This is a genomic window from Metabacillus rhizolycopersici (assembly GCF_020075705.1).
In genome coordinates this window covers 14,039-34,714 of record NZ_JAIQUM010000009.1, presented here as the reverse complement: position 1 = coordinate 34,714, position 20,676 = coordinate 14,039, and the positions used below count along the sequence as shown (strand labels likewise).

General features: G+C 37.4%; 21 protein-coding genes. 1 reads left to right on the top strand and 20 read right to left on the bottom strand.

What is annotated here, in order from left to right; all coding sequences use genetic code 11:
- Positions 1–104 precede the first annotated feature (104 nt).
- The 11 genes from rnc to K9V48_RS06140 all read right to left on the bottom strand — a co-directional run bounded on the left by rnc (position 105) and on the right by K9V48_RS06140 (position 11,215).
- Entirely contained in the window at positions 105–848 is a 744-nt protein-coding gene (gene rnc, locus K9V48_RS06190) for a ribonuclease III (protein WP_224137823.1), read from the bottom strand.
- Positions 849–1,135: 287 nt separating this feature from the next.
- Positions 1,136–1,369, bottom strand: a complete 234-nt coding sequence (gene acpP / locus K9V48_RS06185) for an acyl carrier protein (RefSeq protein ID WP_111615011.1) — start codon at positions 1,367–1,369, stop codon at positions 1,136–1,138.
- Positions 1,370–1,540: 171 nt separating this feature from the next.
- Positions 1,541–2,281, bottom strand: a complete 741-nt coding sequence (gene fabG / locus K9V48_RS06180) for a 3-oxoacyl-[acyl-carrier-protein] reductase (protein WP_224137822.1) — start codon at positions 2,279–2,281, stop codon at positions 1,541–1,543.
- Positions 2,281–3,225: an ACP S-malonyltransferase gene (fabD, locus tag K9V48_RS06175; RefSeq protein ID WP_224137821.1), complete on the bottom strand. Its 945-nt coding sequence runs from the start codon at positions 3,223–3,225 to the stop codon at positions 2,281–2,283. Before fabD ends, fabG begins: the two co-directional genes overlap by 1 nt.
- A 45-nt stretch (positions 3,226–3,270) precedes the next feature.
- Complete coding sequence (gene plsX / locus K9V48_RS06170; RefSeq protein ID WP_224137820.1) at positions 3,271–4,263, bottom strand: phosphate acyltransferase PlsX; 993 nt, start codon at positions 4,261–4,263, stop codon at positions 3,271–3,273.
- Positions 4,264–4,272: 9 nt separating this feature from the next.
- Positions 4,273–4,845, bottom strand: a complete 573-nt coding sequence (fapR, locus tag K9V48_RS06165; RefSeq protein WP_111615015.1) for a transcription factor FapR — start codon at positions 4,843–4,845, stop codon at positions 4,273–4,275.
- Positions 4,846–5,140: 295 nt separating this feature from the next.
- Complete coding sequence (gene recG, locus K9V48_RS06160; RefSeq protein ID WP_224137923.1) at positions 5,141–7,189, bottom strand: ATP-dependent DNA helicase RecG; 2,049 nt, start codon at positions 7,187–7,189, stop codon at positions 5,141–5,143.
- A complete protein-coding gene (gene sdaAA, locus K9V48_RS06155) occupies positions 7,179–8,069 on the bottom strand; it encodes an L-serine ammonia-lyase, iron-sulfur-dependent, subunit alpha (RefSeq protein ID WP_224137819.1) in 891 nt (296 codons plus the stop codon). Before sdaAA ends, recG begins: the two co-directional genes overlap by 11 nt.
- A 78-nt stretch (positions 8,070–8,147) precedes the next feature.
- Complete coding sequence (sdaAB, locus tag K9V48_RS06150) at positions 8,148–8,810, bottom strand: L-serine ammonia-lyase, iron-sulfur-dependent subunit beta (protein ID WP_224137818.1); 663 nt, start codon at positions 8,808–8,810, stop codon at positions 8,148–8,150.
- A gap of 354 nt (positions 8,811–9,164) precedes the next feature.
- Positions 9,165–10,835 carry a DAK2 domain-containing protein gene (locus K9V48_RS06145; RefSeq protein WP_224137817.1) on the bottom strand — a complete coding sequence of 557 codons (1,671 nt, stop codon included), beginning with the start codon at positions 10,833–10,835 and terminating at the stop codon, positions 9,165–9,167.
- 17 nt (positions 10,836–10,852) lie between these two features.
- Entirely contained in the window at positions 10,853–11,215 is a 363-nt protein-coding gene (locus K9V48_RS06140) for an Asp23/Gls24 family envelope stress response protein (RefSeq protein WP_224137816.1), read from the bottom strand.
- Between the two features lie 307 nt (positions 11,216–11,522).
- Between K9V48_RS06140 and rpmB the strand changes: the two genes are divergently transcribed.
- Positions 11,523–11,711, top strand: a complete 189-nt coding sequence (gene rpmB / locus K9V48_RS06135; RefSeq protein WP_224137815.1) for a 50S ribosomal protein L28 — start codon at positions 11,523–11,525, stop codon at positions 11,709–11,711.
- Positions 11,712–11,840: 129 nt separating this feature from the next.
- Here the strand turns inward: rpmB and spoVM are convergent, their stop codons facing one another.
- The 9 genes from spoVM to fmt form a co-directional block, all read right to left on the bottom strand.
- Positions 11,841–11,921, bottom strand: a complete 81-nt coding sequence (gene spoVM / locus K9V48_RS06130; RefSeq protein ID WP_003328987.1) for a stage V sporulation protein SpoVM — start codon at positions 11,919–11,921, stop codon at positions 11,841–11,843.
- A 150-nt stretch (positions 11,922–12,071) separates the two neighbouring features.
- Positions 12,072–12,722, bottom strand: a complete 651-nt coding sequence (locus K9V48_RS06125) for a thiamine diphosphokinase (protein WP_224137813.1) — start codon at positions 12,720–12,722, stop codon at positions 12,072–12,074.
- 92 nt (positions 12,723–12,814) lie between these two features.
- Positions 12,815–13,471 carry a ribulose-phosphate 3-epimerase gene (gene rpe / locus K9V48_RS06120; RefSeq protein WP_111615020.1) on the bottom strand — a complete coding sequence of 219 codons (657 nt, stop codon included), beginning with the start codon at positions 13,469–13,471 and terminating at the stop codon, positions 12,815–12,817.
- Between the two features lies 1 nt (position 13,472).
- Positions 13,473–14,357: a ribosome small subunit-dependent GTPase A gene (rsgA, locus tag K9V48_RS06115; protein WP_224137811.1), complete on the bottom strand. Its 885-nt coding sequence runs from the start codon at positions 14,355–14,357 to the stop codon at positions 13,473–13,475.
- A 160-nt stretch (positions 14,358–14,517) separates the two neighbouring features.
- On the bottom strand, positions 14,518–16,539 hold the full coding sequence (pknB, locus tag K9V48_RS06110) for a Stk1 family PASTA domain-containing Ser/Thr kinase (protein WP_224137809.1): 2,022 nt from the start codon (positions 16,537–16,539) through the stop codon (positions 14,518–14,520).
- Positions 16,533–17,291 (bottom strand): Stp1/IreP family PP2C-type Ser/Thr phosphatase, encoded by a 759-nt coding sequence (locus K9V48_RS06105; RefSeq protein WP_224137808.1) that lies wholly within the window; start codon positions 17,289–17,291, stop codon positions 16,533–16,535. Before K9V48_RS06105 ends, pknB begins: the two co-directional genes overlap by 7 nt.
- Positions 17,292–17,296: 5 nt before the next feature.
- The gene (gene rlmN, locus K9V48_RS06100; RefSeq protein ID WP_498043117.1) at positions 17,297–18,385 is read right to left on the bottom strand and encodes a dual-specificity RNA methyltransferase RlmN; all 1,089 of its coding nucleotides are present in this window, start codon (positions 18,383–18,385) and stop codon (positions 17,297–17,299) included.
- Positions 18,386–18,396: 11 nt separating this feature from the next.
- Positions 18,397–19,740 carry a 16S rRNA (cytosine(967)-C(5))-methyltransferase RsmB gene (gene rsmB, locus K9V48_RS06095; RefSeq protein WP_224137922.1) on the bottom strand — a complete coding sequence of 448 codons (1,344 nt, stop codon included), beginning with the start codon at positions 19,738–19,740 and terminating at the stop codon, positions 18,397–18,399.
- The gene (fmt, locus tag K9V48_RS06090) at positions 19,727–20,674 is read right to left on the bottom strand and encodes a methionyl-tRNA formyltransferase (protein WP_224137804.1); all 948 of its coding nucleotides are present in this window, start codon (positions 20,672–20,674) and stop codon (positions 19,727–19,729) included. The genes rsmB and fmt overlap by 14 nt, the downstream gene beginning before the upstream one ends.
- Between the last annotated feature and the right edge of the window lie 2 nt (positions 20,675–20,676).

The window sequence follows — 20,676 nt, the reverse complement described above, 5'->3', positions numbered from 1 at the left end:
ATAAAAGGGCATCTCAACTATGTCATGTTTCTCACTGTAAACCAATTTACATTTGATAAGAAATACATGCCATATTCGAATGAGTCTGCCCCTTTAGAAATGTGCTATTTATTAATCTGTTGAAGCTTTGAGAGTGCCTCTTGCGCAGCATGCTGCTCTGCTTCTTTTTTTGATCTACCACTTCCTGTACCAAAAACTTCACCACTTAATGATACGGTAGATATAAATTCCCGATTATGTGCCGGACCTTTTTCATGTAAAATTTTATACTCTAAGGTCCCTTTCATATCCCTTTGAACAAGCTCCTGTAGTTGACTTTTGAAATCCATCACATGCGAAAAAGCACCTTCGTCAATCTTCGGAATAACGAATTGATTTAAAAATTGTACAACAGAATCTAAGCCCTGATCTAAATATAAAGCACCAATAAATGCCTCAAACACATCCGCAAGTAAAGCAGGGCGTGCACGTCCGCCTGTCATTTCTTCCCCTTTTCCAAGCAATACCATGGTACCAAAAGAAAGATTATTAGCAAATGCAACTAAGGATGGTTCACAAACAATTGCAGCACGTAGCTTTGTCAATTCCCCTTCACTCATCATTGGATACTTTTTATAAAGAAATTGGGAGATCGTTAACTCTAAAACAGCATCTCCTAAAAACTCAAGTCTTTCATTATCTTCATAAGGCTTTTTTCGATGTTCATTCACATACGATGAATGTGTAAAAGCTTGATATAATAGCTTTTCATTCTTGAATGAATGGCCTATACGCTCTTGGAATTTTTTAAATTCCTCTGCCTTCTTAGCAAAGGTTCTTCTCTCTTTGTAATTTATATGTCTTGGCATAGGTACCTCCATTTGCAAACAGCAGCGCTTCTTTTCGCTCTAGCAATAAGTCACTCCATAATAAAAGGTTCTTATACCTTTAATTATGGAGTGGCTTATGTCTTTTACAAAAGTTTCGTGTTCACTCTATTTAATTCAGTAACTTAACAAATATTTTCCGTGCTTAAAAGGCAAAAAGCAGCCGATGCTATACAATCATTCTCCGTCCGAAATTTATTCTCGTTTCTTGCATAAAAAGTTGATAAAAGGGTTAAAGCCCCGTAAATCTACGGGACTTCTAAGCAATATTACTGTTTGCCATTTATGTAGTTAACAGCGTCACCCACTGTACCGATTTTTTCTGCATCTTCGTCAGAAATCTCCAAATCGAACTCATCTTCAAGTTCCATAACAAGCTCAACTACATCTAGGGAATCTGCGCCAAGATCATCTTTGAATGAAGACTCCATTTTCACTTCAGCTTCATCAACACCTAAACGGTCAACGATAATCTTTGTTACACGTTCTAATACTTCTGCCATTTTTCCTTCACCTCCCCTCAAGTATTATAAGTGATTTTCAGTTGAAAAACTAGGTTTCATTCTAGCATTTTTTAAGAAAAACTTTGCTTTTCATAAAGTTCTTATCCAAAAGCATTCATTTTTCATCTACAACGGTTATTATGCGTATTAAAATGCTAGATTATCAACTAGTTACATGACCATTCCACCATTGACATGCACTGTTTGCCCAGTGATATACTTACTTTTTTCTGAAGCTAGAAATGTAACAATATTGGCAATGTCACTTGGTTCGCCTAGTTTTGCTAGCGGAATTTGCTTCAGCATTTCTGTTTTAACATCTTCGGGTAACTCATCTGTCATATCGGTTGTAATGAAACCAGGTGCAACTGCATTAACGGTAATATTTCTAGAAGCTAACTCTTTTGCTGTCGTTTTTGTTAATCCAATAACACCAGCTTTTGCCGCTACGTAATTAGCTTGACCAGCATTTCCACTCACACCAACTACAGAAGCAATATTAATGATTCGACCGCTTCGTTGCTTCATCATTTGACGGGTCACACCCTTTGTACAAAGGAAAACGCCTTTTAAATTCGTATTAATTACATCATCCCATTCGGCGTCCTTCATTCTCATTAAAAGATTATCTCTAGTAATCCCAGCATTATTCACGAGAATATCTAACCTGCCAAATTGACTTATTACTTCTTTAATCATTTGCTGAACTTCATCGCCATTGGAAACATCTGCTTTAATTGCAAAAGCATTTCCACCGTTCGCTTTTATTTCATCTACAACTTCATTTGCTTTCGCTTCACTACCAGCAAAGTTTACAGCTACACTCGCACCATTTTTAGCTAAATCAAGTGCAATAGCTCTGCCAATTCCACGTGAACCTCCAGTTACTAACGCTACTTTGTTCCCTAGCATTACGATTCCCCCTTAAGCTTTTCAACTGTTAATGCCATCGAATCAAGGTCAGATATAGAAAAAACGTTTGCCGAACGATCGATTTTTTTCACTAATCCAGATAATACTTTACCTGGACCAATCTCGATAAATGTCGTCACACCGTTATCAATCATTGTTTTTACAGATTCTTCCCATCTTACCGGAGAGTATAACTGTTTTACAAGTAAATCTTTGATTTCTTCTTGCTTTTCAACTGGGTTTGCCGTTACATTTGCAATAATAGGTGTCGTAGCATCTTTAAAATCCAACTCAGCCAGTACTTCATTTAATTGATTAGCTGCAGGTTTCATTAGCTCTGAATGAAAAGGACCACTTACAACAAGCGGGATTGCTCTTTTCGCTCCCTTTTCTTTTGCGAGGGTTGAGGCCCGTTCGACTCCTTCTGTCGTTCCTGAAATGACAATTTGGCCAGGACAGTTTAGATTTGCTAATTGTACAGAATGTCCACCATTTGTTACCTCTGAAGTAACCTGTTCAAGGTCTTCAGCAGACATACCTAGAATCGCAGCCATTGCACCTTGTCCAGCTGGTACAGCTTCATCCATAAACTCACCGCGTTTTTTCACGGCATATACAGCATCTTCAAAGCCAAGCACCCCCGCTGCAACCAAGGCAGTATATTCCCCAAGGCTATGCCCTGCAACATAGTCTGCCTTTATTCCATGTTGTTTAAAATGTTCTAATATGGCAATGCTGGTTGTAAGTAATGCTGGTTGTGCATTAAATGTTAATGTCAACGTATCTTGTGGACCTTCAAAAATAAGTTCAGATAGTTTTTCTCCTAAACGATTGTCTGCTTTTTCGAAAATATCTTTTGATTCTTGAACTTGGTCAAACAGTTCTTTCCCCATTCCAACAGATTGTGACCCTTGTCCAGGAAATAAAAATGCTATTTTTGTCATATCATATATCCCTCACATTTTTTATTCTTTTCCTTAAGTATAGACTTATTTATTTGCAGCGCCTTCGATTGAGGAGTGAATTGTCTCGGATACATTATTAGAAACCATTTCACGCGTTTGGCGAATTGCATTGTAAATCGCATTAGAGTTAGAAGAACCATGCGCTTTGATAACAGGTGCTTTTAAACCAAAAAGCGCTGCTCCTCCATATTCCGAGTAATCCATTTGTTTCTTAATTACTTTAAATTGTGGCTTTAAAATTCCAGCTGCTAATTTCGACTTCAAATTGCTCGTTAAAGCAGACTTCAACAATGAAAAGACAGAAAGTGCCGTACCTTCAATTGATTTTAATGCAATATTCCCTGTGAAGCCATCAGTTACAACAACATCTGCAACAGATTCCATTAAATCTCTGGATTCAACGTTTCCGATGAAATTTAACTGTGTATTTTCCAAGAGTTCAAATGTTTGTTTTGTTAAATCATTTCCCTTTTTATCTTCAGTTCCCACATTTAATAGGCCAACACGAGGATTTTTTATCCCACGGACTTTTTCAACATAGACAGAGCCCATGATGGCATATTGAAGTAAATGTTCTGGTTTTGCATCAACATTTGCACCGACATCTAAAAATAGAAAGCCTTTCCCGTCTAATGTTGGTAATGTTGGTGATAGTGCAGGGCGTTCAATCCCATCTATTCTACCAATAATAAATAATCCAGCAGTCATGAGTGCTCCTGTGTTACCAGCCGATATACAGCCATCAGCCCGGCCTTCTTTTACTTCATTTGCCATGAGCACCATCGATGCATTCTTTTTTCTTCTAACCGCACGTACTGGTTCATCTGTCCCTTCAATTACTTCATCTGTATGTATAATCGTAATTCTTTCCCGCTCTGTTAAATATGGTTTAATTTTCTCTTCATGACCAATTAGTGTTACCTCTAAATCTGAAAATTCAGAAACGGCTTTCATCACACCTTCTACAATTGCTTGTGGAGCATTGTCTCCACCCATTGCATCGATTGCAAGTTTCATGCGTGTTCCCTACCTTTGTGTTGGATTTGAGCGATACATGTCAAACACACCTGAAAAGACTAATTCACTTCCTACATAGCTGTTGACTTCAACAGTCGTCCTTCTTTTATCACTATCGGTCTGTTCAACTCTTGCCTTCGCTACAACCCGTTCGGTTTCTTTCACTTGTCGTGTAAAGCGAATATTCGCTTTTGCTGTTAAAGCTAATTCATCATTTATGACAGCAACAGCTAAAGAGTTCGCTTGTGCAAACAAATGATGTCCTCGAGCAATTTGATTTCTACTAAAAACATGCTCTTTATTAATTTCTAAAATCGAAATAGCTGATTCATCTAACTGAAGATCAATAATTTCGCCAATTACTTCATCTATAGGTAACGATTTTACTTCATCGTCTAATTTCTTTTCTGCTACATGTTTTATCCGTTCTCTTAACTCAGGAATCGATAATTCTAAGCGATCAAGACGAATCGTCTGAATACTTACCTGAAATTTCTCAGCTAATTCTTCGTCCGTAATAAATGGTGTGGAAGCAATTGTTTCCTGCAACAATACCTGTCTTTCCTTTTTACTTTTCCTCATCTATGTATGACACCGCCTGAAACTTTATGACTAGGTACTAATAGTAGTATATAGATAATAAAAACAGAATGCAAGATAAATCGCATCCTGTTTTTAATCGAAGCATCCATAAAGCAAGACGTTCATCTATAGAGGTTCTATTGCCCCTTTGAGCAGGAATAATTGGTTTGCCAAAGTTATTCAGTCTACGTCTAAGGCGTATAAGATCTTTCCACCAAAGTATCAAAAAAATGATACCTTTTCATTAAGAGTTTATTGAATCCCCAACGCTGACCGAGGCGCCTCCACGTTCCTATTAATCCAACTTCTCACCGTCTAGTATTCCTGTCTCTGTGATAAAGATTCTTAATCCCTCATATTTCTCATCTTCCCAAAAGGCTTGTGAACGAACGAGTTCTACTGCATCTTGCCTTGCAACCTCTAATGCACGATAATCGTGTACCATATCTGCCACCTTAAAAATTGGCATTCCACTTTGTTTCTTACCAAAGAAATCTCCTGGACCTCTAAGCTCTAGATCTCTTTCCGATAAAACAAAACCGTCATTTGTTTCAGTCATAATTTTCATACGTTCTTTTCCCGTCTCAGATTTAGGATCAGCAAGTAAAATACAGTAGGACTGTTCACTCCCTCTCCCCACTCGACCACGTAGCTGGTGAAGCTGTGATAAACCAAAACGTTCCGCATCGTATATAACCATTGTCGTTGCGTTCGGAACATTAACACCGACTTCAACAACGGTCGTTGATACTAATATATTCACTTCATTTTGGCTAAAACTTCTCATTACAGTATCTTTTTCATCCGAACTAAGCCTTCCATGCATGAGCCCTACCTTGTACCTACCTTGAAAATTAATGTTAAGCATACTATGAACATCAAGGGCATTTTGGACATCAAGCTTATCCGACTCCTCAATTAATGGACAGATGACATACGCTTGACGGCCCTTTGAAACTTCTTTTTCAATAAAGGCTAAAATTCGTTCAAGCATTGTCGGTTTTACCCAATATGTTTCGATTGATTTTCTTCCTGCCGGTAGTTCATCAATAACAGATACATCCATTTCACCAAATGCAGTAATTGCTAATGTTCGTGGAATTGGGGTTGCAGTCATAAATAACACGTCTGTATTTTCTCCCTTTTCCCGGAGCATTCGTCTTTGTTCAACACCGAATCGATGCTGTTCATCTGTAATGACCAAACCAAGCTTATGGAAATTGACCTCATCCTGAATGAGCGCATGTGTCCCAATTAATAGCTGTACTTCATTGTTTTTCACCTTATCTAATAGTTCGCGACGTCTTTTCCCTTTAATTGAGCTTGTTAACAGCGCTACATTTATGTTGAATGGTTCGAATAATGTTACTAATGATTCTGCATGCTGTTCAGCTAAAATTTCAGTTGGCACCATTAATGCTCCTTGGTATCCTGATAAAATTGCGGCATAAATGGCAATCGCTGCGACTACCGTTTTACCAGAGCCAACATCACCTTGTAATAAGCGATTCATTCTAAATGGGGACTTCATATCCATCATAATTTCATTGATTACTCGTGATTGTGCATTTGTCAGCGGAAATGGTAATGATTCAATAAATTGTTCAAGCCGATTTTCCGCAAATTCATGCATTATTCCTTTTGATTGCTCCCGTTGTACCTTTCGCAATACTTGCATCTTCAATTGAAATAAAAGAAATTCCTCATAAACAAAACGCCTTCTCGCTTGTTTTAATTCATCCTGTCTATTTGGATGATGAATCGTTTTTAGTGCATCCTTTCTCGTTTGAAGCTTATATTTTTGCAAAAGCACTGAAGGAAGGATTTCGTTTACATCTCCTAAATATTCCTTTAGAGCAAGTGAAATGAATTTTCTCATCCCTTTAATTGTTAGCTTTCCTTTTACAGAATAAATAGGTTCAATTCCAGCAAGCGCTTGTTTAGGTCCAAACGTTAGCTCTTGAACAGTAATTGTTTGGCGGTGCTTATCCCATTTCCCTGTAACGGTCACAGTTGAATCAATCGAAAGCTTATTTTTAAAATAAGGTCTGTTAAAGCAAATAACAGTTAGTAAATATCGCCCCACTAACAAACGAAACGTAAGTCTTGAACGTTTTTTTCCGAAATACGTAAGAGCAGGTTCACTATGAACCTTCCCCTCAACTGTTACCCGCTCATCATGCTTAACTTCTTCCAAGTCCTTTAAGCTGTTGTCATCATATCGATATGGAAAATATTCTAAAAGATCATCAATTGTATAAATTCCTACGTCATTTAAAAGATGCTCTGTTTCTTCACCAACACCCTTTAAGTTTGAAATAGGCTCAGCAAGTCTATTTTTCACGTTTATTTTGCGAGTCCCCAAATATTTTGGCCTCTAGCTGTTGGCCTGTCGGAGTCGCAGCTAACCCTCCTTGCGCTGTTTCTTTTAATGCAGTCGGCATCGCTTGTCCGATTCTAAACATTGCATCAATGACTTCATCACAGGGAATTCTACTCGTAATACCAGCTAATGCCATATCAGCAGCAATCATCGCGTTTGCCGCGCCCATTGCATTCCGTTTTACACATGGCACTTCAACTAAACCAGCAACTGGATCGCAAACAAGACCAAGCATATTTTTCAACGTGATTGCCATCGCATTTGCCGCCTGTCTCGGCGTTCCTCCCGCCATTTCAACTATTGCTGCAGCAGCCATTCCTGATGCCGAACCAACTTCTGCTTGACATCCACCAGCTGCACCAGAAATCGATGCATTATTTGCAACAACAAACCCAAACGCACCTGAAGTAAAGAGAAATTCAATCATCTCTTCCCGGGTTGGATGAAGCTTATCTTTTACGGCAAAAAGTGTCCCCGGAACAACTCCTGCTGAACCAGCAGTTGGCGTCGCGCATATCGTACCCATCGCAGCATTTACTTCATTTGTAGCGACAGCTTTGCTGACCGCATCTAAGATTGTTTTTCCTGATAAAAAGTTTCCATCTTCAATGTATGTTTGTAATAAAACGGCATCACCACCCGTTAAACCTGAATGGGATTTCACACCATCCAATCCCTTTTCCACCGCTTGTTCCATCACCATTAAATTTCGATCCATTTGAGCAAGTACCTCTTTACGAGTTCGCCCTGAAACCAGACACTCTTGTTCAATCATCACTTCTGCAATTTTTACGCCTTTCGTTTCAGCTAACACAATTAACTCTTCAACATTTCGAAACATGATGCTTTCCTCTCCTTATGTCATTTTCATTATCCATTCTTGAGCATCTTTACATAAAGTGAGACTTCCATTTATCTATTAATCATCTATTTTCGTCACTTGTAAAATATTAGGTAAAGTCTTCAGTTCTTCTATTACCTCTTTACTTATATTTTGATCTGTTTCAATTGTCATTAACGCCATCTGTCCAACGTCTTTCCTAGCTACATTCATCTGCCCGATATTAATTGCATACTTGGCAAATATATTAGCGACCGCCGCAATTGCACCGAAGCGATCATTGTGAACAACCAATATCGCTGGATGGTTACCTGATAGCTTTAACTCAAAGCCATTAAGCTCAGTTATTTCTATTTTCCCGCCACCAATTGAAATTCCCACCAATTCTAATTGACCGTAATCATCTCCAATAATCAGTCGTGCGGTATTTGGATGTTCTACCACAGCATCTTCTTCAATGAAGGTTAGTTTCATTCCATTTTTTTTTGCAATTTCTAACGAGGTTTTAATTCGTTCGTCAAATGTATCAAAATCCAACAAACCGCCAACAATTGCAACATCTGTGCCATGTCCTCTATAGGTTTGCGCAAATGAACCATACAATGATATGGACGCCCATTTTGGTTCACGATCAAATAACGTTCTTGCTACACGACCGATTCTTGCTGCGCCAGCTGTATGTGAACTCGACGGACCAATCATAACTGGACCGATAATATCAAAAACACTTCTATATTTCATATACCTCACTCTCCTTATTACAAAAAACTTATATTAGTAAAGCAGTTTTGACCATCAATTTAAGCTATTCACTGAAATTACTCATAATGCGAGACTTACTAGAGGACTTACTAGAGGATTTACTGACGGTTATTCCCCACTTATCTTCTTTACTTCGCTTGAATCATGAGGTTGCTGTTTTTGCTATCCGTTAAGAATGAAATAAACATTAATGAGTCATGAATTCTGTACAAAACTAGGAATAGCTTGATGTTTAACATGTTCATTTTAACAGATTTTCAAAAAAGCTGTATACGATATTCCATTTCCATTACAACCAAAAAACTCGGCAATAGCCGAGTTTTTTTAAAACAATTATTCGATTGCAAAGATGTAAGAATATAAAGGCTGTTCCCCTTTATGAATCTCAATTTCAATGTCTTCAAATTCTTCTTCAGCAAATTGGACAAGATTCTCAAGTTCATCATCACTTGCACCTTCACCATGGATAATTGTTAAAATCTCATCATCAGCAGCAATCATTTTAGTTAGAAGTTTTTTCGAAGCAGATAGTTGATCTCGATCTGTGATAACGATCTTTCCATTTGAAATACCCATGAAGTCTCCCTCTGTAATCTCAAGCCCATCAATACTTGTATCACGAACAGCATACGTAATTTGACCACTCTTCACGTTTTCGAGCGCTTTTTTCATTGTCACTTCTACATCATTTGGAGCAGATGTTGAATTAAACGCTAGTAAAGCAGCCATACCTTGTGGAACTGTTTTTGTTGGAATAACAATAACATTCTCTTCCACAACAGAAGCAGCTTGTTGTGCAGCCATGATGATATTCGAATTATTTGGAAGGATAATAATATTTTCAGCATATACATCTTGGATGGCCTGAACAATATCCTCCGTACTTGGATTCATCGTTTGACCACCTTCAATCACTTCATCCGCACCAATGCTTCTAAATAGGTTTTCAATACCTTTTCCCATCGTCACTGATACAATGCCAAATTTCTTCTTTTCTCCCTTTGTTTCTACTTGTGCAGGCATCTGTTGTTTTTCACCAATAAGTTCAGAATGCTGTTGCCGCATATTTTCAATCTTCATATTAATTAGATTTCCGTATCGTTGACCGTATGAGAGAACCTCACCAGGATGTTCTGCATGTATATGTACTTTTGCAAGATTTCCATCAGAAATTACTAATAAAGAATCACCAAATTGACTTAACTCGTTTCTAAAATTCTCCTCATCAAATGGAGTTTTTCCAGATTCAAAACGCACCATAAATTCTGTACAATAACCATACTCAATATCAGTCGTATTCATATGGCTCTGCACACTTTTATGATGTTCAGCACTTACAAGCTCAGCCATTGATGGAATTGTAACTTTGGATGTAGAGAGCTTTTCACCTTTTAAAGAAGCCAAAAAACCTTCAAAAACAAAAACTAGTCCTTGACCACCACTATCCACAACGCCAACCTCTTTTAATACAGGAAGAAGGTCTGGCGTACGCTTTAATGATGCTTCTGCTTCTTTTAAAGTTATTTCCATCAGTTTAACAATGGAATATTCATTCTCTGCTACAGAAGCTACTGCTTTTTTTGCTGCATCTTTTGCAACTGTTAAAATTGTCCCTTCGACAGGCTTAATCACTGCTTTATATGCTGTATCTACGCCAGCCTGTAGAGCATTAGCAAAATCAACACAACCAATCGTTGATTTCGACTCGATTGATTTAGAAAAGCCGCGAAATAACTGTGATAGAATAACTCCAGAATTTCCACGCGCGCCCATAAGTAGACCTCTGGAAAGGGCAACTCCTACATTGCCAATATGGTCTGATGGATTGTTTTGGACCTCTTTTGCTCCTGATGTTAATGATAAATTCATGTTTGTTCCAGTGTCACCATCAGGTACTGGAAAAACGTTTAGTGCATCGACTAATTTTGCATTATTTGCCAAGTTGCTTGCCCCATGTAAAATCATCTCTGCAAAACGCTTACCATCTATTGTAGTAATTGACACAGGTCATTTCCTCCTTACTACGGGTTCGCTACACGAACACCTTGTACAAAAATATTCACGGAATCAACAGCAAGTCCAACCGTTTGATCTAACGTATACTTAACTTTCGTTTGAACGTTATGTGCCACTTCAGAAATTTTTGTACCATAGCTAACAATTATATACATATCGATATAAATAGTGTCGTCTACTTGACGAACAATTACACCTCGGCTAAAGTTTTCTTTTCTTAAGATTTCCGTAAGACCATCTTTTAATTGATTCTTTGATGCCATTCCAACAATACCATAGCAGTCAATTGCTGCACCACCTGCAACGGTTGCAATGACCTCATTTGATATATCAATTTGTCCGTACTCTGTCTTAAATTCAATGGACATGATCGTTCCCCCTTTGGAATTGTTTACACTGGCTACAGCTATTTTACTATAACCACGTACAATTGAAAAGCGGAAGCGCCTTAGTCAGATCCGAAAGGTGGAAGTTGAGCTATCATTTAAGTTGTTCTTTGACCTTGTTTTTTAAAATTCATTATTAATTTCTATGTCAAGGGAAAATTCTTGAAAGCTTTACTAGAGAAGTATTGCATTCTAGAGGTAGGTATGATAAATTATTAAAGTATCTCATGGCTATGTACATGATTATTGTAAAATATGATAGTTTTTTTTGTAGTAAGGAGGGAATTACATGGCACGTAAATGCGTTGTTACTGGTAGAAAAACTCGCTCAGGTAATGCACGTTCACACGCGATGAACGCTAACAAACGTACTTGGGGAGCAAACCTTCAAAAAGTTCGCATCTTAGTTAACGGTAAACCGAAAAAAGTATATGTATCTGCTCGCGCTTTAAAATCAGGTAAAGTTGAGCGAGTTTAATTTTTATTAGGCTCTCTAAAAAGCAGAAAACATGAAATGATAGCTTATCTTGTTGCTATATTTCATATTCAATAAATATAAAACGAATAAGCTAAGAAAAAAGCACCGAAAATAACGGTGCTTTTTTTCTTAGTCTTTTTTAAACGAACCGAGCATCGCTCGAACAATTCCCCCTAAAAACTTCGGTAACTTAATCGTATAAAATTTCATTATTTCCCTCCTCAACCAAATCATTAAACTTACGGTTTTAAGGTTCTAATTACATCAAAGTTTCAAAAATAACAAATCAGTTCTGTAGCATTATATTCAGTCTGTGGAAAAAAAATGACGCTAGACATGATCTCTATGGATCCACAAGAATTAATCGCGGCTTCTTATCATTAATAATATGCCTTCATTAAACGAAAAAGTACCTAGTTCATGAGTAAGCTCATTACTAATACATAGTGTAGAACCAATCGTGATATGACAATTTTTCAGTGGATATTTAAATCCTTCTAGCGTAATTCCATTCACTTCATGACTCATCGGGATAAACGATATATACCTCCAGCCAATCTGCTTCTCTATTGTATATGTACCAGGTCTAAAGAGCGTGATACGATTTTGGCGATCAATTATTTCAATTTTTGACATTGCATGAGCCGTTGTAGATTTTACAAGAAGTTGAATATTACCAAGCATATGATCGATCCTACCACCAGTTGCACCGAAAATTTGGATTTTTGCTATCTTCTGCTCTAATGCCCAATCTAAAGCTATCTCTGTATCTGTTTGATCCTTTTCAGCAGATTCAATTGATAGATTTGGTAAAAGTGCTTTCAATTCAGCTCTTTCATCGTTTGTAATCGAATCAAAATCGCCAAAAGCATGTGACAAAGGTAATCCAGACGAACGTATATAAAAAGCACCCTTGTCAATACCGACCCAGGTAACTTCATCATTATGATAGTCTTTTAATTCCGGGAGATTTTCCTCTGGTCCTCCTGAAACGAGTGCGATTATTTTCATATATACTCCTTTTGTAAAATTAGTATTTATTTTAGTACGAAAAAGTTCTGACACCTTTACGGGTCAGAACTTAATTAATATGGTATTCCAATTTATGAATTAATCGATTCTCTTAAGCTTTGAATCGCTTGGTGGCGATCTTCTTTATTATAAATTGCTGAACCGGCAACGAGAACTGTAGCGCCCGCTTCGACACATTGTTTTGCAGTTTGTTCGTTAATGCCACCGTCAACTTCAATCTCTATCGGAAGTTGTTTTTCCTTAATGATATCAGATAATTGTTTAATTTTCGGTAACACCTGAGGAATAAATGCTTGTCCTCCAAAACCTGGATTAACTGTCATGAATAATACCATATCAATATCTTCCAGAATATGTTGAATTGACTCAACCGGTGTATGCGGATTTAAAACGACACCTGCTTTAATTCCAAACGATTTGATTAATTGGATCGTTCTATGTAGATGTTTACACGCTTCAACATGTACAGTTATGATATCTGCCCCTGCACGAACAAACTCATTTATATAGAGGTCTGGTTGCTCTATCATAAGATGAACATCTAAAGGGAGTTTTGTACCAGGTCGAATCGCCTCTACAATTAATGGACCGATTGTAATATTCGGTACAAAGTGACCATCCATAACATCTACATGAATGTAATCTGCACCTCCGTTTTCTACATCTTTAATCTCTTCTGCCAATTTAGCAAAATCCGCTGATAGGATTGATGGAGCAATTTTTATCATGTTAGTACCTCGGCTTTCTCTCTCTAATTTCTTCAACAAAAGTTAAATAATGTTCATATCTATATTGTGGAATTTCACCACTTTCCACCGCTTCTTTGATTGCACACGCAGGCTCTTTTACATGTGTACAACCACGGAACTTACAATTTCCACTTCTTTCATGCATTTCTGGAAAACAATATGTTAGATCCTCAACCTCGATCCCAGTGAATTCTAATGAACTAAAACCAGGTGTGTCTGCTACAAAACCTGATCCTACAGCTATAAGCTCTACGTGTCTTGTCGTATGCTTTCCTCGACCTAAATGTGTTGAAATATCATCCGTTTTTAATTCAAGCTCTGGCCTTAACACATTTAATAATGACGACTTTCCAACGCCCGATTGACCAGCAAAAACTGAAATTTTATCATTTAGGATTGGTAGTAGATCTTTGCCCACCGTAGATTCAACAGTTGAAGTTAATACAACATTGTAGCCTATTTTTTCGTAATCTTTTGCAAATGACAATACTTTCTCTTTTACCTCATCCGTTAGGATTAAATCCATCTTACTAATGACGATAACAGGATTAATATCATTTGCTTCAATCAAAACTAGAAAGCGGTCAAGGAGTGATGTACTAAAATCTGGTTCTACTGCAGAAAAAACCAGTATCGCCTGGTCAACATTACAAATCGGAGGTCTGATAAGTTCATTTTTACGGCTAAAAACTTCAAGTACATAGCCCTCCTGATCATTATCAGCCTGGTATTCAACCTCATCACCAACAAGAGGTGTGACCTTATTTTTACGAAAAACACCTCTACCTCTGCATTGAATTAATCTTTCTCCGTCTTGCACATAGTAAAATCCACTAAGAGCTTTCACAATTTTCCCTTGTGGCATGAATAACCTCCTTGATCTTGTTTGTTTCTTTTTAAAATGGGTTTATGAATACAAATATAATAAAAGTTTGTGATTTATTCTATTTTGGTATACTTAAATAAATTGAAACTTTCCACTATCGAATAATTCATCACATTTATAATTATGATTTTTGTATTTTTTATTCATTCGGAAATGGGATGGTTTCAGTACTGATGACTTTACCATCAATAATAACTTGGTAAATAGCTACTTGACCTTGCTCAATTGTAAATTCCAATGTCTTTACTTGAGGACTTGTAATTGGAAATGTCTCGAATGGTTCTGACAACGAACGATTAACATCACCGATTGAAATTGAAACTTCAAGTTCCTGCCCTTCTTCCTCAGGATCATATGGAATATCAATCGTTTTAGTTACGGTTTTCGTTACAATCTCTGGTGGTTCCGCTTCAGGACCTATTGAATAGACGAGTTGTAAAGTCGTTTCTTTCGGATTAACCTCGATTCCAGCTTCAGGTGACAGCGAGATAAGATGATCCTTGGGAATAGTATCTGAATTATCCTCGGAAATAGTTGAATCAAACCCATTATTCCTTACATATTCTTCAACTTCTTCTTTACTTTTACCTACTAAATCCTCAATTTTAATAGGCTTCGGCCCCTTGCTTACAGTTAACGTAAGTGTGTCCTCAGAAGGTATCACTTCATCTCCAACCTCAGGAGATTGTCCTAAAATCGTTCCGACTAAATCAGATTCATCATATTCCTCTGTAACTTTGATCTTGGTAAACCCCTTCATCGTAAGGATCGCCTTTACTCGATCAATATTTCTCCCTACATAATCTTCTAGTACAAATGTTTCTTTCCCAGTACTTTCATAAATTGAAATTGTTGCACCTTCTTTAGTTATTCCATGTGCTGATGGATCGGTTTTGATGACAGATCCTTCTTCAATTTCTTCATCAGAGCTAAGAATTAATTCCCCAATTTCAAAGCCTTGCTTAGTGAGAATTCCCCTTGCTTCCTCACTTGTTAATCCAGTAACATCAGGCACTTCAACATCCTTTGGTAATAGTAGGGGGGGAATAATCGTAAAAGATGCGATCGAAGCAATCATTAATAGAAAAAAAGTGGTAATAATAATGCGTGCAAGCTTATTTTTCTTTTTCCTTGGCTTTTTTACCTTCTTTTCTTTTTTAGTTTGCTTATTGTTTTTAATGTCAGTGGAATTCCCTTTATTTAAAGTTGGAACAGGGTCCCTAACGATTGTATCATCTATTTTATCTTGTGTAAGTATAAGATTTTCATTTGTGATGATTGGTATTGCCTTTGTTGCTTCATCATCTTCTGGGATCGTAAAACGTTTTTCGTTTATTCTACTAACATCAAAAACTGTTTCAAGATCTTTTTCCATTTCTTCTGCAGTTTCATAGCGATGGAATGGATCTTTCGCTGTCGACTTTAAAATAATATTTTCTAAGCTTTGTGGGATATCCGGATTCCATCTTTTTGCTGATGGTGTTTCAGACTGCAAGTGCTTTAGGGCAATCGAAATTGCCGATTCACCATCAAATGGTAAGCGACCGGTTAATAGTTCAAATAATACAATACCGATAGCATAAATATCTGATTTCTTATTTGCTAATCCACCGCGAGCTTGTTCTGGTGACAAATAGTGGATAGATCCTAATACCGAATTCGTTTGGGTAATGGTTGTTGAACTTAATGCCATCGCAATTCCAAAGTCAGTTACTTTTACGTTTCCATCGTGATCAAGAAGTATATTATGTGGTTTAATATCACGATGAATAATTTGATTTTCATGTGCGTGTTCAATAGCTGAAACAATCTGTACCATAATGTTTGTCGCTTTTCTCGGATGTACCGGGGCAAATTGTTGTATGTATTGTTTTAAAGTTTGCCCATTGACATATTCCATCACGATATAATATATGTTATCTTCCTCACCAACATCGTAGATACTTACGATATTTGGATGTGCCAGGCTTGTAGTCGATTGGGCCTCTCGTCTAAATCTCTTGATAAATTCGTCATCGTTAGAAAAATCAAAGCGCAAGACCTTCATTGCAACTTCTCTTTCTAGAATCATATCTCGGGCAAGATAGACATTTGCCATTCCGCCTCCGCCGATTACTTCTAAAATTTTATAACGACCACTAATTCTTTTACCGATTAGCACGACTCTTCACCTAATTCATGATTTGTCGTCATCTTTATAAGCGCAACTGAGATATTATCTTCTCCACCATTATCATTTGCTTGCTGAATTAGAGTCTCAACTTTCTCTGATAGTGGGTGGCGATTAGACAGTTCTTCTTGCATCATTTCATCGGACACTTTGTTCGTGAGTCCATCTGAACATAATAATAGAATATTGTCTTGTTCAAATTCAATCGTAGTAAGATCCAATTCTACTGATTGTTCAGTTCCTAATGCTCGTAAAAGGACATTTTTTCGTGGATGATGTTCGGCATCATCTTTTGAAATTTGGCCCGTTCGTACTAACTCATTTACAAGTGAATGATCATTCGTAACTTGCTTATAACCACTGTTATTTAATAAATAACAGCGACTATCACCAATATGGCCAATCGTAGCAAAGCTCGAAGTGATAATAGCTCCAACGAATGTCGTCCCCATCCCTTGACATTCTGGATTTGTTAATGAATGGTCATAAACTACTTTGTTGACTTCGGAAATCTTTGCTGTCAGCCATGCCTCTGCTTCTTTTGGGTTCTCAATTGTTTTCACTTGTTCCCACAATATTTTGAATGAGGAAACAGTCATTTGACTAGCAACATCACCAGCCAAATGACCTCCCATTCCATCAGCGACAATCGCTAAAATGCCAGCCTCGTTTTCAAAAACTCCAACACAATCTTCATTATGCTGTCTAACCCTTCCTTTATCTGACAAATAGAACGTCTCCACCTAGGTCACCTCGTCTCCTCTTTACGCTCCTTAGCTCGAAGTTGTCCACATGCTGCATCAATGTCATGGCCTTGTTCTCTTCTAACTGTAACATTTACTCCGTGATTTTTAAGCGTAGCTTCAAATAAGTTAATTTGTTCTTTTGGAGTACGGACATAATTTCTTTCAGGTACGTAATTCACTGGAATTAAATTAATATGACACTTCAACCCTTTAACTAATCTTGCCAATTCATTTGCATGTTCTACTTGATCATTTTCGCCACCAAATAAGCCGTATTCAAAGCTAACACGTCTACCTGTTTTATTAACATAATATTTAACAGCTTCAATTAAATCAGGAAGCTTATATGCTTTATTGATCGGCATTAGCTTCGTTCTTAATTCTGTATTTGGAGCATGTAATGAAATCGCAAAATTGATTTGTAGCTTTTCATCAGCAAACTTATAAATTTTCGGAATGATTCCGCTCGTAGATACGGTAATATGACGCGCACCGATATTTAAACCTTTATCATGATTAACAATTTTTAAGAACGACATCATTTCATCGTAATTATCAAATGGTTCCCCAATACCCATAATAACAATGTGACTCACACGCTCGTCAAATTCGTCAAGTGCCTGTTGAACTTTAACAACTTGCGCAACAATCTCTCCAGCTTCTAAGTTTCTTTTTAAACCACCTAATGTTGATGCACAGAAAGTACATCCAATACGACAACCTACTTGTGTTGTGACACAAACAGAATTACCATAGTCATGTCTCATTAAAACTGTTTCAATCGAATATCCATCATGTAGCTCAAAAAGAAACTTAATTGTGCCATCTTTTGAAGTTTGTTGAATAAGTGTCTTAAGTGTTGTTAAAGTAAAGTTTTCACTTAAAAGCGTTCTTAAGCTCTTCGAAAGATTTGACATATCCTCAAAACTAGTTGCACGTTTCGAATATAGCCATTCAAAGATTTGACTCGCACGGAACGATTTTTCACCATGTTCCTTTAACCATTCTTCTAATTCATGTAATTCCAATGAGTAAATGGATGGAGTATTGTTTTTTTCTATGTTGTCCTTTTTCGTTCTTGTTGGTTTTATTTGTTCCAATTTTAACCCTTCTTTCGTAAACATGCTATATAAAATCCGTCTGTACCAAAGTAATGAGGTAGAATCTGCACCTCTCCATTAGAAAGATAACGGGCAAGCTTTTCAGGTAGAAGCTCTTTTACAGCATCATTCCGTACAAACTCTGGATTATTTTCTAAAAACGTTTCAATCACGTCACCGTTTTCCTCTTGATCAATTGTGCATGTACTATAAACTAACACACCACCACCTTTTAATAAAGGGGCAACTTCCTGTAAAATTTTGTGCTGTAGTTCAGCAAGCTTGAGAACGTCATCTTGAGTTTTTGTATATTTGATATCAGGCTTTCGTCGAATGACACCAAAACCTGAGCACGGTGCATCAACTAATATGCGGTCAAAACTTGCTTTTTCAAATCGCTCTAAAACCTTGCGACTATCAAATGCTTCTGCTTGAATATTTTGTAGATCCAAGCGATCCGCCTGCTGGTTAATAAGTTTTACTTTATGCTCATGTAAATCTAGTGAGTGGACAATTCCTGTACCATTCATTCGTTCGGCAATGTGTGTTGATTTTCCACCAGGTGCTGCACACGCATCTAACACTTTTTCTTCCCTTTGTGGATCAAGTGCTCTAGCAACTAGCATGGAGCTTTCATCTTGTATCGTAAGCAATCCTTCTGAAAAAGCATCCGTTAACGCTAGATTTCCCTTCGAACCTTTGATCCCATCTTCAGCTAAATCACCAGGTTCTGCCATTATCCCTTTATTGTTTAAGTCAAGTAACAGCTCATCAACAGTTAATTTCATTTGATTCACTCGTGCCGTTTGAGTTGGCGGCAGTAAATTTGTTTCACACATCTTTTCCGTCTCTTCCAAACCAAATTGGTTCATCCATTTTTCAACTAGCCATTGCGGGTGACTTGTTTTAATCGAAAGTCTTTCAACAGGATCAGATATTTTCTCGACGTCAGGAATCCCTTCTCTTTGAACAGACCTTAAGACCCCGTTCACTAGTGATGCGATTCCCTTATGCCCTCGATGTTTAGCAATTTCAACAGCTTCGAATAGAATTGCTCTTTCTGGAACGCGATCGAGGTAGACCATTTGGTAAATCGAGATTCGCAATAAAATTTGTACCCATGGTTCCACTTTTTTGGCCTTTTTCAAGAATCCTGCTAAAAAATAATCAAGAGTGATTCTTCTTTGCAGTGATCCGTACACAATCTCTGTAAGTAATGCGATATCCTTCTCATTTACTTTATGTTTTTTAATCATGGAGTTTAAAAGTAAATGACTATATGCTTGGTTTTTTTCAATTTGTAATAAGGTTTCTACTGCTACATCACGGACATTAGTTGTTTTCATCATCATCGCCTAATTTTTCACCTATCTTAATTGAAGTACCTCTCAAAAAGTCTTCGCCACTCATTTTCTTTTTACCGGCTGGTTGGAGCTCTATAATTTTTATTGCTGTGTTATTTCCGGTTGCAACGACAAATCCATCTTCCTCAACACCAATAATTGTCCCCGGATTAGCGTCGTCCTTACATGGCACTTTTTCGCCCCACCACAACTTCAAAGGCTGGTCGTTATATGTTGTAAACGCAACAGGCCAAGGATTTAGTCCTCTAATTTGATTATAGATTGTTTCGCCAGTGTTTGACCAATTCACTTTTTCTTGCTCTCTCTTAATATTTGATGCAAATGTCGCTTTTCCATCATCTTGCTTCTTTGGAGTAAGCTTTCCTTCAATTAATTGCGGAATTGTTTCAGATAGGAGTTTAACTCCTGCTGCACTAAGCTTGTCGTGTAGCAGTCCTACTGTATCACGTTCCTCTATGACAACTTCTGCTTGTGTAAGAATATCTCCGGCATCAAGCTTTTCAGCCATATACATGATGGTAATCCCTGTTTTATTCTTCCCTTGGAGAATAGAATAATGAATTGGTGCTCCACCTCTTAATTCAGGTAAAAGAGAAGCGTGGACATTTATACATCCGTATTTAGGAGCCTCGAGTAATTCGTTTGGTAAAATTTGACCAAAAGCTGCAGTTACGATTAGGTCTGGTTGTAATGCAAGCACATCTCCCACTTCATTGCGAATTTTCTCAGGCTGCAATACTTTAATACCGTGTTTTTCAGCTTCTACTTTAACCGGTGGTGGAGTTAAGGTTTTTTTTCGTCCTTTTGGTCGATCTGGTTGGGTAACAACACCTATGATTTCATAACCTTCTTCTACAAGTTTTCGTAAAATCGGCACTGAAAAATCCGGTGTTCCCATAAATACGATTTTAGTCATCT

Coding starts and splice junctions, on each gene's coding strand:
- rnc (WP_224137823.1), bottom strand. CDS start 848: ATGCCAAGACATATAAATTACAAAGAGAGAAGAACCTTTGCTAAGAAG.
- acpP (WP_111615011.1), bottom strand. CDS start 1,369: ATGGCAGAAGTATTAGAACGTGTAACAAAGATTATCGTTGACCGTTTA.
- fabG (WP_224137822.1), bottom strand. CDS start 2,281: ATGCTAGGGAACAAAGTAGCGTTAGTAACTGGAGGTTCACGTGGAATT.
- fabD (WP_224137821.1), bottom strand. CDS start 3,225: ATGACAAAAATAGCATTTTTATTTCCTGGACAAGGGTCACAATCTGTT.
- plsX (WP_224137820.1), bottom strand. CDS start 4,263: ATGAAACTTGCAATCGATGCAATGGGTGGAGACAATGCTCCACAAGCA.
- fapR (WP_111615015.1), bottom strand. CDS start 4,845: ATGAGGAAAAGTAAAAAGGAAAGACAGGTATTGTTGCAGGAAACAATT.
- sdaAA (WP_224137819.1), bottom strand. CDS start 8,069: ATGTTTCGAAATGTTGAAGAGTTAATTGTGTTAGCTGAAACGAAAGGC.
- sdaAB (WP_224137818.1), bottom strand. CDS start 8,810: ATGAAATATAGAAGTGTTTTTGATATTATCGGTCCAGTTATGATTGGT.
- K9V48_RS06140 (WP_224137816.1), bottom strand. CDS start 11,215: ATGTCCATTGAATTTAAGACAGAGTACGGACAAATTGATATATCAAAT.
- rpmB (WP_224137815.1), top strand. CDS start 11,523: ATGGCACGTAAATGCGTTGTTACTGGTAGAAAAACTCGCTCAGGTAAT.
- spoVM (WP_003328987.1), bottom strand. CDS start 11,921: ATGAAATTTTATACGATTAAGTTACCGAAGTTTTTAGGGGGAATTGTT.
- K9V48_RS06125 (WP_224137813.1), bottom strand. CDS start 12,722: ATGAAAATAATCGCACTCGTTTCAGGAGGACCAGAGGAAAATCTCCCG.
- rpe (WP_111615020.1), bottom strand. CDS start 13,471: ATGATAAAAATTGCTCCATCAATCCTATCAGCGGATTTTGCTAAATTG.
- rsgA (WP_224137811.1), bottom strand. CDS start 14,357: ATGCCACAAGGGAAAATTGTGAAAGCTCTTAGTGGATTTTACTATGTG.
- rsmB (WP_224137922.1), bottom strand. CDS start 19,740: ATGAAAACAACTAATGTCCGTGATGTAGCAGTAGAAACCTTATTACAA.
- fmt (WP_224137804.1), bottom strand. CDS start 20,674: ATGACTAAAATCGTATTTATGGGAACACCGGATTTTTCAGTGCCGATT.